9 protein-coding genes and 2 pseudogenes are annotated in these 13967 nt (G+C 70.5%); 4 read left to right on the top strand and 7 right to left on the bottom strand.

All coding sequences use genetic code 11. The annotated features are described in order from the left end of the window. The first annotated feature begins 101 nt into the window (after window positions 1-101). Complete coding sequence (locus ABZS97_RS18300) at window positions 102-1724, top strand: carboxylesterase family protein (RefSeq protein WP_356138978.1); 1623 nt, start codon at window positions 102-104, stop codon at window positions 1722-1724. Window positions 1725-1814: 90 nt separating this feature from the next. Here the strand turns inward: ABZS97_RS18300 and ABZS97_RS18295 are convergent, their stop codons facing one another. The 5 genes and pseudogenes from ABZS97_RS18295 to ABZS97_RS18275 all read right to left on the bottom strand — a co-directional run bounded on the left by ABZS97_RS18295 (window position 1815) and on the right by ABZS97_RS18275 (window position 7665). Further along, complete coding sequence (locus ABZS97_RS18295; RefSeq protein WP_356138976.1) at window positions 1815-2879, bottom strand: LacI family DNA-binding transcriptional regulator; 1065 nt, start codon at window positions 2877-2879, stop codon at window positions 1815-1817. 188 nt (window positions 2880-3067) lie between these two features. Continuing rightward, entirely contained in the window at window positions 3068-4006 is a 939-nt protein-coding gene (gene mmuM, locus ABZS97_RS18290) for a homocysteine S-methyltransferase (protein ID WP_356138974.1), read from the bottom strand. Window positions 4007-4162: 156 nt separating this feature from the next. Beyond that, window positions 4163-4610 (bottom strand): annotated as a pseudogene (locus tag ABZS97_RS18285) (SRPBCC family protein). Between the two features lie 314 nt (window positions 4611-4924). Further along, window positions 4925-5422 carry a hypothetical protein gene (locus ABZS97_RS18280; protein ID WP_356138972.1) on the bottom strand — a complete coding sequence of 166 codons (498 nt, stop codon included), beginning with the start codon at window positions 5420-5422 and terminating at the stop codon, window positions 4925-4927. Between the two features lie 128 nt (window positions 5423-5550). Continuing rightward, window positions 5551-7665 carry an autotransporter gene (locus tag ABZS97_RS18275; RefSeq protein ID WP_356138970.1) on the bottom strand — a complete coding sequence of 705 codons (2115 nt, stop codon included), beginning with the start codon at window positions 7663-7665 and terminating at the stop codon, window positions 5551-5553. Window positions 7666-7869: 204 nt separating this feature from the next. Between ABZS97_RS18275 and ABZS97_RS18270 the strand changes: the two are divergent. The 3 genes and pseudogenes from ABZS97_RS18270 to ABZS97_RS18260 form a co-directional block, all read left to right on the top strand. Next, window positions 7870-8916: pseudogene (locus ABZS97_RS18270) on the top strand (glycoside hydrolase family 43 protein); the annotation flags it as partial. 36 nt (window positions 8917-8952) lie between these two features. Then, on the top strand, window positions 8953-9732 hold the full coding sequence (locus tag ABZS97_RS18265) for a glycoside hydrolase family 43 protein (protein WP_356139024.1): 780 nt from the start codon (window positions 8953-8955) through the stop codon (window positions 9730-9732). Between the two features lies 1 nt (window position 9733). Next, on the top strand, window positions 9734-11143 hold the full coding sequence (locus ABZS97_RS18260; protein ID WP_356138968.1) for an RICIN domain-containing protein: 1410 nt from the start codon (window positions 9734-9736) through the stop codon (window positions 11141-11143). A 7-nt stretch (window positions 11144-11150) separates the two neighbouring features. On the opposite strand, the gene ABZS97_RS18255 is transcribed toward ABZS97_RS18260, so the two are convergent. Both ABZS97_RS18255 and ABZS97_RS18250 read right to left on the bottom strand, forming a co-directional pair. After that, complete coding sequence (locus ABZS97_RS18255) at window positions 11151-12245, bottom strand: pectinesterase family protein (RefSeq protein WP_356138965.1); 1095 nt, start codon at window positions 12243-12245, stop codon at window positions 11151-11153. Between the two features lie 39 nt (window positions 12246-12284). After that, a complete protein-coding gene (locus tag ABZS97_RS18250; protein ID WP_356138963.1) occupies window positions 12285-13964 on the bottom strand; it encodes a rhamnogalacturonan lyase B N-terminal domain-containing protein in 1680 nt (559 codons plus the stop codon). Between the last annotated feature and the right edge of the window lie 3 nt (window positions 13965-13967).

Below are 13967 nucleotides of genomic sequence, written 5' to 3'. Positions count from 1 at the left end.
CCGGGCAGCCGTCCGAAACGCCCTCGACGCACACACCGGAGGTGATGTGATGCGCTGGCCCGAACAGTCGGCGCGGTACTGAGTGAGGAGCTGGTGGTCGGATGACGGCGCCCTCGGTGGACTCGACGGACCCGGTGAACGCGCGGGGCCCGGTGGTCACCACCCCCTACGGAGCGGTGCGCGGCAGGTACGAGCGGGGGATCGCCGTCTTCCGCGGCATCCCGTACGCGGCACCACCCTTCGGCCCCCGCCGCTTCCGGCCACCCGCTCCCCCCGATCCCTGGGACGGGGTGCGCGACGCGGGCGCCTTCGGGCCTACGCCGCCCAAGCCGCCGTACTCCGAGGCGTTCGCGCGCCTTCTGTCCGACCCCGTCGTGCCCGGCGACGACTGCCTCAACCTCAACGTGTGGACACCCGAACCGGGTTCGGGCGCCCGGCTGCCCGTCATGGTGTGGATCCACGGCGGCGCCCTGACCCGCGGCTCCTCGGCCGTCCCCGTCTACGACGGACACGCCTTCGCCCGCGACGGCGTCGTCCTGGTGTCGATGAACTACCGCCTGGGCGTGGAGGGTTACGGCCTCTTCCCGGACGCACCCGCCAACGCCGGACTGCGCGACCAGCTCGCCGCCCTGGAGTGGGTGCACGAGTCGATCGAGCGGTTCGGCGGCGACCCGGACCGGGTGACCGTCTTCGGCGAGTCCGCCGGCGCCATCAGCATCGGCGCGCTGCTGGCCACTCCGCGCGCCGCCGGGCTGTTCCACCGCGCGGCCCTGCAGAGCGGACCGCCGGAGGCGATGGAACGCGACAAGGTCCGCCGGATGGTGCGCAGGATGGCCACCCGGCTGAAGGTCCCCGCTACGGCCGAGGCGTTCGCCTCCGTCGACCGTGACCTGCTGTTGCGCATTCAGGCCGACGTCGGCCGGCTCAGCAGCCCGATCCTCGGCGGACCCGCCTTCGGCATCGTCGTCGACGGCGACCTCGTCCCCCGCGACCCGCTTGAGGCCCTGCTCGACGGGACAGCCGCGCCCGGCGTCGAACTGCTCCTGGGCTGGACCAGCGAGGAGTACCGGCTCTGGCTGGTGCCCGGCGGCCTGCACGAGCGCGTCGACCGGCTCGGCGCGGTCGCCCTCGCCGGCGCCATGGCCCGCTGCCACTGCGGCACCGAGGTGCCGCGCGGCTACCGCGCCCTGCACCCGGACGCGGGCATCGCCGACCTCGTGGGCCAGATGGTCACCGACCACCTGCTGCGCATGCCCCTGCACCGTCTCGCCGACGCGCGCCGAGTGCCGTGCCACGTCTACGAGTTCGCCTGGCCGTCCAACATCACCGGCCTCGGCGCCTGCCATGCCCTGGAACTGGGCTTCGTCTTCGACACCGCCGGGGTGCCCGAGTCGGCGAAACTCGCGGGCGAGGGTGCTCCGCAGGAACTCGCCGACGCGATGCACGCGGCATGGGTGCGGTTCGCGGTCGAGGGCGACCCGGGCTGGCCCGCCTGGGACGCCTCTCGTCCGGTACGCGTCTTCGGCGCCGGAGACCCTGTCGTAGTCCGGGGCCCGCGCGATCGCGAACTCGCCCTGTGGGAGACCGAGTCGGCGAAACCCGTCAGCTCTGCGGAAACCACACCCGCAGCGCCCCCTGTCGACGGCTCGCCCCCGCGCAGCACGGCATCGCTGTCGGTCGTACGGCGGCTGCGTCGCTCCGGCGAGCCCCGCCCCCGGCCGTGAGGACGTCGGTCCAGCCGAGGAGCCGGGGTTCGTGCCGGACCGCCGGGCTCGGGTTGAGCAACCGGTTTCTATGCTCCTGCACCACAGGTGCTAGATGTGTGCCGGAGCCGCCACCGAGTCGCGGACCACGACGTGCGTGCCGAGGAGCAGGTGTTCGTTCGGCGCGTCCGGGGTGCGGCCGAGCGCGGTGCGGACGGCCAGCCGGCCGAGTTCCTCGTAGGGGACGTGGACCGTGGTCAGCGGTGGATGGAGGTCGCGGGCGTACGGGATGTCGTCGTAACCGGCGAGCGAGACGTCGGCCGGCACCCGCAGACCCGCCTCGTGCAGCGCGGTCAGCGCCCCCGACGCGACCATGTCGGTGGCGGCGAACACGGCGGTGAACTCCAGCCCCTGCGCGAGGGCTTGGCGCATCAGACGGTGGCCCGAGTCGCGGGTGAAGTCGCCGGACAGCCGCAGCGCCGGGTCCGGGTCGAGGCCGCGGGCGCGGTGGGCGGCGAGGTAGCCGCGCTCGCGGCCCTGAGCGGTGCTGTTGTCCGGCTTGCCGCCGAGGAAGAGGACCCGTTCGTGCCCCTGGGCGAGGAGATGGGCGCACAGGGCGTAGGCGCCGCCCTCGTTGTCGTACTCGATGACCGTGGCCGGTGTGCCGCGCTCCAGCGGCGGCCGCCCGCACAGCACGAGCCGCGACCCCGCCGAGGAGAGTGAGTTGGCGATGCGCGCCATGCGCTCGCGGTACTCGGCGGTGTCGGCGGCGCCGCCGACCAGGATCACCGCCGTCGCACGCTGGGCGCGCATCGTCTCGATGAACTCCAGCTCGTGCTCGGCGTCGCCGTCCGTGCTGCACACCAGACAGAGATGGCCGAGCCGGGTCGCCTCGCGCTCCACGCCGTGCGCCATGTGCGCGAACGAGGGGCCGGTGATGTCGTCGAGCACGAACGCCAGCGTCGGGGTGCCGACTCCCGCGATCGCCTTGGCGCGGGCGTCGGCGACGTAGTCCATCTCGCGGACCGCGCGCATGACCCGGGTGCGGGTCGCCGTGCTCACCGGGTAGTCGCCGCCGAGTACCCGCGACACCGTCGACGCGGACACCCCCGCGCGCGCCGCCACGTCCCGGATCGTGAGCCGCCCCCCGGCATCCGCGGTGCTCTTCCTGGTCATCCCCTCGCCCCTCTCCGCCACCCCGGGCGACGCCTTCGCCGCGCCGGACCCACCCCTCGGGAAGTGCGGCAACACCAGGGCAACCGGTTCCCGAGCCGGAGGCTAGCAGGGGGGAGGGGCCGAGGAGGAGGGCTGGGGACAGAGGCGATGGAGCCGGGGCCGCGCGGTGGCCGTCCGGCCCGGGAGTCTCAGTGGTCTCCCAGTGCCTCGGAGATCCCCGCGATCGCGCCCGGCCCCACCCGGCAGCACCCGCCGATCAGCCGTGCTCCGCCGCGCTGCCACCCGGTGACCTGTTCGGCCGTGAAGGTGGAGCGGCCGGCCCAGCCGCGTGCCTCGGCGTCCCAGGTCTCGCCGCTGTTGGGGTAGACCACGACCGGCTTGCCGGTCACACGCGCCGCGATCTCCACGGCGCCGTCCACATCCTCGGGGGCGCAGCAGTTCACGCCGACCGCGAGGACCTCCTCGGCGTCGGCCGCCAGGGCGAAGGCCTCCTCCAGGGGCTGCCCGGCTCGCGTACGGTCACCGGCGACGCTGTAGGACAGCCAGGCCGGCACCCCGAGGCCGCGGATCGCGCGCAACAGGGCCCTGGCCTCGTCGGCGTCCGGCACGGTCTCCAGGGCCAGCACGTCCGGGCCGGCCGCGGCCAGCACCTCCAGGCGCGGCCGGTGGAAGCGCTCCAGCTCGGCGACGCTCAGCCCGTACCGCCCCCGGTACTCCGACCCGTCCGCGAGCATCGCACCGTACGGCCCGACCGAAGCGGCGGTCCACAGCGGCCGGCTGACACCTTTGGCGTGCGCGCGGCGAGCGGCCTCACGGGCCAACTCGACGCTGAGGCCGAGGAGTTCGGCCGCCCGCTCTGGCGTGATGCCGCGTGCGGCGAAGCCCTCGAAGGTCGCCTGGTAGCTGGAGGTGATCGCCACGTCGGCGCCCGCCTCGAAGTAGGCGAGGTGCGCCTCGGTGATCGCCTCGGGCCGCTCCGCGAGCAGCCGCGCCGACCACAGCTCGTCGCTCAGGTCGTGGCCGGCCGACTCGAGCTGGTTGGACATGCCGCCGTCCAGGACGACCGTGCCGGTGGCGAGGGCGTCGGCGAGGGTGCGCGGGCTGTCGCTGAGGGTGTCGCTGGTCATGTCATGACGTTAGTCGACGGGGGCGGACGAGGCGGATCCTGTCCGTTATGTGGGCGGAATGCCCATGATGTGGGATGCGCGGAGGCAGGCCACCAGTCGACGTCGGTAGGTGGTCCTTCATTGGCAGTGGACCGCGTCGGGTGCTTGCAAGGTGCCTCAAACGGTCGTGTCGTGCTCGCGCACCGCGATGCGAGCCAGCTTCGTCAGCATCATGCCGTTGCGGACCGAGACGAAGTAGTTCACCGGGAGTCCGTGCATCCGCGTGCCGGGACCCCGCAGGGGGTGCCAGTCGAGGGTGAAGAGGGTGTGCTCGCCCCAGGGGGTGAGCTTCATGGCGATGCGAGCGGCGCCGAAGGGATCCGCCTTCGCTTCCAGTTCGAGACGGTGTCGCGGTTCGGAGATACGGACGACGCAGGTGTCGTCGAGGGGTCAGAGGGCCGGCGCCGACGCGGACCTGAAGTCGGGCACCGGCGTCGGGCCAATTCGGGTCCGCGGCGAGGACCTGCTGGGTTCCTGTCACCCACTCCCCGTAACGGTGGCCGTCGGACAGCAGACGCCAGACCGCGGCCGGCGAGCTCAGGATCAGACAGCGGTTACGGGCCATGATCACGCTCCTGGAGGATGGGCGGCATGGAGGCGTCCCCCGGCCGCTCCTCGGCCCGACGGGTGGGTCCGGTGCGCCGGGTGGTCCCTCCGGCCGTCCCGCGGGCTCGGCTTCCAGCGTCATGCCGACCGCCACGCCTGCACAGTCCGACAGGTCCGGACGGGTGAGTCGACAGCCGGGTATGACTTTGTGACGGCGGACGCAGTGCGGTCGTAGCGCACGACACGGCCATTGGTCACGCAGCAGCGCTCGCCCAGCCGTCCTGGGCTCTTACGGCGTCCCCGTGCAGAAGGCCGTGAGCGAGAACCTGTCAGTCACGTTGCGCGGCGCTGCTCCTGAACGGCGTTCATGAGGTCCTCGATGGCGGACCGGGTGTCGCTTTCACTCCCGCCGTCGATCGCTTCCAGAGCGGCGGCCGCGGCCTCGCGAACGGGGTGGGGGAGTCCCTCGGCGGCTGTGAGGCCGTAGGCGGCCTTACGGCGCGCCACGCGCTCGGCGGTGTCCACTGCGCCGGGGCCGGACAGCGGGAAGACAGCCGCACTGTATGCGGATATCCCCAGCACCATCATGTCCGCGATCCCGTCGGCGTACCCGAGCGCGGCAGCCTTCCCCTGGCCTTCCCGAATGGTTGCGATCATTCGGCGGCGGGACAGGATCGTGCCCAGAGTGGCGCCGCCTCCCAGGGAAAGGGCGCAGGTAACGGCAAGAAACGGCCCGTCCCAGGCGAAGCCGGTGAAACCTCCGAGGACCGCGAGCGCGACGGTCCACGCGGCTGCTGTCCGGGAGCTTATCTGCTCGGGTGTCGTGTCCATGGTTGGCAGTGTCCCAGCCGGTTTCAGGGGCACCGGCGCGGGGTCGACCGCCGGCCGTCGCCGACGCCCGTCATGGGGAGGACAGCCGTCATCCCGCCGGTCGCGAGAGGTCAGAAACGGCATCCCCGTTACCTCTGCGACGCATGCCGCCCGCCGCGCCGCCGTCCGCCTCCCCGCGTCCGCCGGGTCGCCGGGATCAGCAGTCCGACGAGCAGGCCGATCCCCAGCGCGTACGGCCACCAGCCGAAGCCCTGGGCTGCGGCGGAGGCGCCCGCGGCGCGGGTGTCCACCTCCGACGTCCCGGGCGCCGCCTTCGCGCGGGCGGTCGCCGAGGGGCTCGCGGCGCTGGCGGCGGTCAGGACGACGTCGTTGCCGTCGCCGCCCCGGTAGGTGATGCGGTACGTGGTGTCGGCGAGCTTGACCTTGGCGCCCTCGCGCAGCCCGGTGAAGGTGCCGGTGGTCCTCGCGTCGCCCGTGTGGTCGAGGACGGTGACCGTGCGGGCCGGGGCGCCGCCGGCGGCGGAGAGGTCCAGGCCCCCGGCTAGGCGGACGGCGCCGCTCACCTTCAACGGCCGGTCGCCGAGGACGAGTTCACCCTTCGCGGTCTGTGTGTAGGAGCCGTTCACCGTCGGCGCGCCCGCGACCTCGCCGGCGTTGGTCACCGCACCCAGGACCGTGCCCTTGCCGGTGAGCGAGGTCGCCACCCGCAGGCCCGTCCCGCGTACGTCCAGCCGTGCTCCGGCCGAGCTTAGCCGGATCGCCTTGCTGCGGGCGAGCGAGGCGCCCGGGGCCAGCGCGAGCGTGCCCTTCTTCACGGTCGTCGTCCCCGTGTACGTCACGCCCGTGCCGGTGAGCGTCGTCGTCGCGGCGCCCGACTGCACAAGGCCTCCGCTGCCGCTGATGCGGGACAGCGAGACGGGCGTGGACGTGTTGCGGACGACGAGCGTGCCGTTGTCGACGATGCGGCGGCGCGCCGTGCCGGTCATCAGCGAGCCGTCGCCACCGCGGGCGCCCGAGCCGAGCCGCAGCACGGCCCCCTTCTCGACGGTCGTGGAGCCGTCGTAGTGCTGCTTCGCCGCGAACGTGACGTCGTTGCCGGCCGTCCCCTTGATCACTACGTCACCGGCGCCGGGCGCGGCGAGCGTGTCGTGGTACCTGCCGCCGCCGATGGGTGCGCCCAGCGTGACGGGGCCGTTGTAGGCGAAGGTGAGCAGGGAGCGGCGGCCGCTTGCCTCATGGAGGTTGATGTAGACGGTGTCGGCCGTTCCCGGCATGAAGATCTTGTGGGTGGTGCCGTCGCCCCACTGGACGTTCGCACCCTCGATGTTGGTGCCGCGCTTGTTCAACTGGTGCGGTATCGCACGCCAGTTGATGCCGGGGTCGCTGAGCGAGGGGTTCGTGTCGCCGCCCCGGTCGCTGTAGCTGTACTGGCCGGTGAGCACGACCTTGCTGCCGGGCCGGGTGTGCACGTTGACGTCGCTGCCGTACTCGCGCTGGTAGAAGTCCTGGCGCAGGGTGATCTTCTGGTACAGCGGGGTGTCGATGATCCAGGAACCCTGGTTGAGGACGGCGCGGGTGTTCGGGAGCGCCACCGGGTACTCGGGGCGGCCGACCGCCATGCCCGTGCCGTTGTCGATCACCCCCGAGAACGGGTGCGTTCCGGCGAGGTCGAGCGTGCCCCACATGTTGCGCGGCTGGGTGACCAGGCCCGAGCCGCTGATGGTGCCGATGTTGAAGGTGCGGGTGAGGGAGAGGCGCAGGGTGCCGTCGACCCGGACGTTGAGCTGATTGAGCCGATAGCCCGGGGTGCTGTACGGGAAGTGGCCGATCAGGCCGGTGCCGCCGCCCGTGCCGTACTGCAGGGTCGCGCCGCGCTCGACCGTGATCGCGGGCGGATCGGGGTTCGTGACGGTCGTGTACGGGTGGTTGCCGCCCTGGGTCCGCACGGTCTGCCGCTGCCGGGACTTCGGAAGCGTGAAGTCGCTGTCCTTGGTGAGGACCAGCGTGCCGGTGCCGCGCACGGTGAGGGTGCCCTCGCCGTGGATCACTCCGTCGTACGTGGTGGTCCCGGCCGGCACGGTGACGACCGCGTCGCCGGTGAGCGTGACGTCCTGGTCGGCGCGGACCGCCGCGGTGACGTCCTGGGCCCCGGCCGCCCGGGCGGTGGCGGGGGCGATGATCGTCAGGGCCACCGCGGCGATGGCTCCGGCGGCGGCTGCTGTGGTGTGGGGGAGGCTGCGCACGCATCGGAGACGCGGGCGGACCGTCGCCGATAACAGAAATTTTCGCTTCCTCTTTTGTCCCGTCGGACCCGTTGACCTCCTCGTAACACGCCCTTACCTTTTCGGCGTTCGGAATAACAGATGTTGTGCGACATATCGAACCAGCCGCGTTCGAGAGCCGTCCCCCCCTCGCCCCCTCGTCCCCCACCCCGAGAGGCCCTCAGCATGAGCCGCGTTGACGACCTGCCCGACGTCCCCAGCCGGAGACTGGTGCTGAAGGGTGCCGCACTGGCCGCGGGCGCGCTCGTCGCCGCCCCCGGCGTGGCCGAGGCCCGCACCGCCGCCTATCCGAGCCCCCTGGTCCGCAACCGCGCCGATCCCCACATCCACCGCCACACCGACGGCCAGTACTACTTCACGGCCACCGCCCCCGAGTACGACCGGATCATCCTGCGCCGCTCCCGCACCCTGCGCGGGCTGGCGAAGGCCGACGAGTCCGTCATCTGGAAGAAGCACTCGAGCGGTGCCATGGGCGCGCACATCTGGGCGCCGGAGATCCACCACATCGACGGCAAGTGGTACATCTACTTCGCCTCCGCGCCCGCGAACGACGTGTGGGCCATCCGCATCTGGGTCCTGGAGAACGAGAACGCCGATCCGTTCAAGGGGACCTGGACGGAGAAGGGGCAGATCAAGACGGCCTGGGAGACCTTTTCCCTGGACGCCACGACCTTCGAGCACAACGGCACGCGCTACCTCTCCTGGGCGCAGCACGAGCCCGGCCTCGACAACAACACCGGCATCTTCCTCTCCGCGATGGCGAACCCCTGGACTCTGACGGGCCCTCAGGTTCGGCTCACCACACCGGAGTTCGACTGGGAGTGCGTCGGCTACAAGGTCAACGAGGGCCCCTCGGTCATCACCCGGGGCGGACGCGTCTTCATGTCGTACTCCGCGAGCGCCACCGACTACCACTACTGCCTCGGCCTGCTCACGGCCGACGCCGACAGCGACCTCATGGACCCGGCCGGCTGGTCCAAGTCGCCGAACCCCGTCTTCACCAGCAACGACACCACGAAGCAGTACGGGCCGGGCCACAACTGCTTCACGGTCGCCGAGGACGGCCGCACCGACGTCCTCGTCTACCACGCCCGCCAGTACAAGGAGATCGTCGGCGACCCGCTGAACGACCCCAATCGGCACACCCGTATCCAGAAGCTGGGCTGGCACGAGGACGGCACCCCCGACTTCGGCGTCCCCGTCGCCGACACCCCCGTCAAGGCGCCCGCCGCCACCAGCCGCTACACGATGACGGCGTTCACCAACAGCAGCGAGTCCAACCTGTACGTCTACGAGTCCGCCGACGCGCTGACGTACTCCCTGCTGAAGGGACCGGCCTACACCCCGCCGACCGGACTGATCCGCGACCCCTCGCTCATCAAGCACTCCGACGGGTACTACTGGATCGTCTACACCACCAACTGGACCGGGAACACGATCGGGTTCGCGCGCAGCAAGGACCGCACGAGCTGGCAGTTCGTCGCGAACCACACCCTGCCGACGCCGGGCCTCGCGCGCACCTGGGCACCGGAGTGGTTCGTCGACCCGGTGGACGGCAGCGTCAACATCGTCGTCGCCCTCGACACCGCCAACAACTCGGTCTTCCGGCCGCACCTGCTCACCGCGCGCGGCACCTCGCTGCTCAACTGGTCGGTTCCGAGGCCGCTTTCGGGTCTCGACAACGCCAACTACATCGACACCTTCGTCGTCCGCCACGGGGGCAAGTACCACGCCATCACCAAGCAGGAGACGACCAAGTACCTGGAGCACGCGGTCGCCGACCGCCTCGCCGGGCCCTACACCCTCACCGGCACGGGCGACTGGGCGGGCTGGGGCGACTGGCGCGAGGGTCCCGCCCTGGTGCGTCTCGACAACGGCGGCTGGCGCATCTACTTCGACGGCTACGCGGAGAAGAAGTACTACTACAGCGACAGCCTCGACGGGCTGCGCACCTGGTCACCGATCCGCACCCTGCCCGGACTCTCGGGCTCCGCCCGGCACTTCACCGTTCTGAAGGAGAGTGTGTGAGATGAGACGTGTCCACGCGGTCCTCGTCGCGCTCTGTCTGGCGCTCGTCGGCGCTCTGGCCACCGCGGGGCCGGCGCAGGCCGCGGCCCAGACCATCACCAACGGCACCCAGTTCACGGACAGTTCCGGCAGCGCCGTGCACGCGCACGGCGGCGGCGTCATCAAGGTCGGCAGCTACTACTACTGGTTCGGCGAGCACCGCAACGCCGACAACACCTTCCAGTACGTGGACGCCTACCGCTCCACCGACCTGAAGAACTGGGAGTTCCGCAACCATGTGCTGAGCCAGTCCAGCGCGAGCGAACTGGCGACGGCCAACATCGAGCGTCCCAAGGTCATGTACAACGAGTCCACCGGCAAGTTCGTGATGTGGATGCACAAGGAGAACGGGACCGACTACAGCGAGGCCCGCGCGGCCGTCGCCGTCTCGGACACCGTCGACGGCAACTACACCTATCGGGGCAGCTTCCGGCCGCTCGGCGACTCGATGTCCCGCGACATCACCGTCTTCGTCGACTCCGACGGTGCCGGCTACATGGCGTCGGCCGCCAACGAGAACTACGACCTGCACCTCTACAGGCTCACCGCCGACTACACGGGCATCGCGAGCCTGGTCGCCAACCCGTGGCCCGGCGGCCACCGCGAGGCACCGGCGCTCTTCAAGCGGGGCGGCGTGTACTTCATGCTGACCTCGGGCGCCACCGGCTGGAGCGCCAACCAGCAGCAGTACGCGACCGCCACCAGTCTTGCCGGGCCGTGGAGCGCGATGACGAACGTCGGCGACTCGACGGCCTTCAACTCGCAGACCGCCTACGTCCTTCCGGTGCAGGGCACCTCGGGCACCTCGTACCTCTATCTGGGCGACCGCTGGGGCAACTCCTTCGGCGGGACCGTCAACGACTCGCGGTACGTGTGGCTGCCGCTCACCTTCCCGACCTCCACCAGTCTGAGCATGAGCTGGTCCCCGGAGGTCACCGTCGACACGACCGCCGGGACGGTGACCGCGGTCGCCGCCACCTACCAGACGCTGACCGCCCGGCACTCCGGCAAGTGCGCCGACGTCCCCGACCAGTCGCTGTGGCAGGGCAAGGCGCTCACCCAGTACACCTGCAACGGCGGGACGAACCAGAAGTACTGGTTCAAGTCCGTCGGCAGCGGCTACTACGAGCTGATGACCCGGCACAGCTCCCTGTGCCTGACGGAGAACCCCACGAACGTCACCCAGGAGAACTGCAGCACCGCGACCGCCCAGCAGTGGTCGGTCACCACGTCGGGCAGCTACGTGCTGCTGAAGTCCCGCGCGAGCGGCGAGTGCCTGGACGTGAACGGCGCGTCCACCGCCAACTCCGCCACCCTGATCACGTACACCTGCAACGGAGGCACCAACCAGCAGTGGACGCGCGCGTCATGATGTGACGTCAGCCGACGGGATTCCAGCCGTCCGTGCCCGCCAGGTACTTCTGGGCCGTGTAGCTCGCGGCCTGGGAGTCGGTGAGCTGCGGGCGGTTGGAGTTCACCGTGGCACCGGCGCCCGTGTTCCTGTACTCGAAGAAACGGGCGTTCTTCCATGAGTAGCCGCTCATGTCGGTCCAGGGTCCCGCGGTCTTCACGGCGGCGGGCAACGCGCTGTTCCTGATCACCAGTTGCCCCACGGCGTCCGACGTGGGATGCCAAGGACGGCCCAGATAGTACGAGTTGGCCGCGGCCGAGCTGGAGATCGTGCTGCCGGTGATCAGGATCCCGTACGTCTTCGCCGAGTTGGTGTTGGGCGCGGCCAGGAAGCCGTTCAGCCCGCCCGCCGCCGCGCCCGAATTGCGCAGCTGGATGTTGACGCGGTCGTAGACGGCGGTGGCGTTGCCGAAGATGAAGTCGACGTCGCCGGAGACGAAGGAGGAGGAGAAGTACTGCCGGTACTGGCCGGTGGCGGACGGCGCCCAGTTGAGCATCGTGTCCTGGCGGCTGATGAAACGGTCGTTCGTGAACTTCTGCCGGTCGCCCTGTGTGGTGACGGCGACCGCCTGGGTGTCGGTGATCTCCGGATGTGCGGTCTTGGAGAAGGTGTTCTGGACCGTGATCCCGGTGACGGTGAGGTTGTTCGCCGAGAAGGTCGCCACCGAACTGCCCAGTGTGCCGTACTTGTTGGCGCTCCCATCCGTGTACCCGGCGGCCCGGTCATAGGTGATGACGACGTCCTCGGCGTTGCCGGTGGCGCCCTTGATCGTCAGCCCCGACCTGCTCGTCGGCACCTTGACGATCTCCGTGTAGGTGCCCTTCCCGATGGAGATCGTGTCGCCCGCGGACGCCGCGTCGATGGCGGCCTGCACGGTCGTGTATCTACCGGAACCGTCCTTGGCGACCGTGATCACGGTCGCCGCCTGCGCCTTGGGCACCAGCGACACCGCGACGAGCCCGAGGGCCGCCGCGGTGCCGGTGGCGAACGCGAGGGTACGGCGCCGGGTGCGGGAGAGGCGATGCCGGTGCTGCTCTGCGGAGTGCGGGTTCGGCTCAGTCATGCACAGGAGTCGCCGCCCGGCGCCCGGAGGTTGCCGCCGTCAGGTCAGCAGGTCCAGCGCGTCGATGGCGGTCCCGGCGCTGAGATAGGACGTCGTCCCCGAACCGCTCACCACGTTGATCTTCAGCACGTTGTACTGGCTGGTGTCCGTGAGCCAGGCACTGGCCGGAACGCTGTACGTGAACGTGTAGTTGTTGCCCCGGTAGGAGCCGACGGTCAGCGACCGTGTGCTCGGCTGGGTGGGCGGCGAGGGGATCGGCGACGTCCAGGCGTCGTTGACGACGACCTGCGGCCGCCCGTTCGCGTATGCCGTCGTCACCCCGATCCGCAGCGTGTGCGCGGCCGCCGCCTGGGCCGCCGTCAGCTTGAAGTAGACCAGCAGACCGCTGTTGACGTCCTTCCAGATGTACGCCGGGAACGCGGACGTCTCGCTGCCGCTGCCGATCACCACGTTGCCCGTCCAGGCGGCGGCCCGCGGGTCGGACGGATGCGCGTAGGTCATCAGGTCCGCGTTCTTGAACCCGCTCGGCGTACCGTCCCAGTTGCCGATCCGCCAGATCGCGCTCGCGTTGCTCGGATCGTTCGAGGACGGGATCGCGATCGTGTTCAGCGTGGTCGTCCCACCCGCGGTGACCGTCACCGACATGGTGTGGACGGCGAGTTCACCCTTGAAGACGGTGAGGGTGTACGTCCCGGGCAGCACGCCCGCGATCGAGAACCAGCCGTCCGACGAGCGCGCCGAAGCCCAGTACTGGGCAGCGGAGTTGGCGATCCCGACCGTGTACGCGTATGCCGTGTCGCGCCCCGAGATCCCGACGCCCGCGACCTTGCCCCGGCCGCCCGAGGCGACGTACCCGGAGATGCCGAGCGAGTCCGCCCAGGAGGTGGTCAGGCTGCCGTGGAACAGCGACGAGGAGGGCGCGCCGCCGTCCGTGAAGGCGATGACGTAGGGCCCCTGGAGCCCGAACCGCTGCGACTCGGTCTGGTTCTCGCCGTAGTACAGGATCTCGTACAGGCCGCCGCCGTCCGCGCTCTGGTGGCGCAGCAGCGAGCGGTAGAACGGGCCGCCGGAGGCCTTCTCGTGGTTGCTGCGCACCATCCACAGGCCGACGCTGCCCGTCTTCCAGCCGATGTAGTCGTAGTCGGTGACGCGGAGCTTGGAGTAGTGCTTGGAGCGGGTCTGGCCGTCGGACTTCGCGAAGACGTCCGCGGCCTCGATGGTGGTAGGTGCGTAAGTGTACGAATCGGGCTCGTCGTTGAGGAAGAGGCCCGCCTTGACCCGCACGATGTAACGGGTCGCACTGACCGAGGTGTCGGCCTTGTTGGTCCACAGATAGACGTTGTTCTCACCGCTGCGGGCCGCGTAGTAGTGCTTCAGCGTGCCGTACGCGACGGAGACCAGGATCGTCGAACCGGATTGCTTGACGGTCACGGTGGAGGTGCCGAGGCCCGACTCGATGTGCGAGTTCTTGCCGCCGTAGCCCTGGTACTCCGTGCCCCGGTAGACGAGCGAGGTCAGGTCGCCGTTGGTCTTGCTGACCTTGAACACGAGGTTGGCGCCGGTGTCGATCACGTAGTTCGCGCCGTCGTCCGTGTAGCCGAAGGTCGCAGCGGTCGCCGTGGGGGCGAGCGGGCCGGCGAGGGCGGCCGATCCTGCGGCGGCCGTAGCGCCGAGGACGAAGGTGCGGCGGCGGACCGTTCTGCGGGCGGATCCGGACATGGG

Origin of the sequence: Streptomyces sp. NPDC005485 (assembly GCF_040606085.1) — a bacterium.
GTDB lineage: Bacteria > Actinomycetota > Actinomycetes > Streptomycetales > Streptomycetaceae > Streptomyces.
The sequence above is the reverse complement of the archived record's forward strand: the minus strand, read 5'-3'. Positions and strand labels throughout refer to the sequence as shown.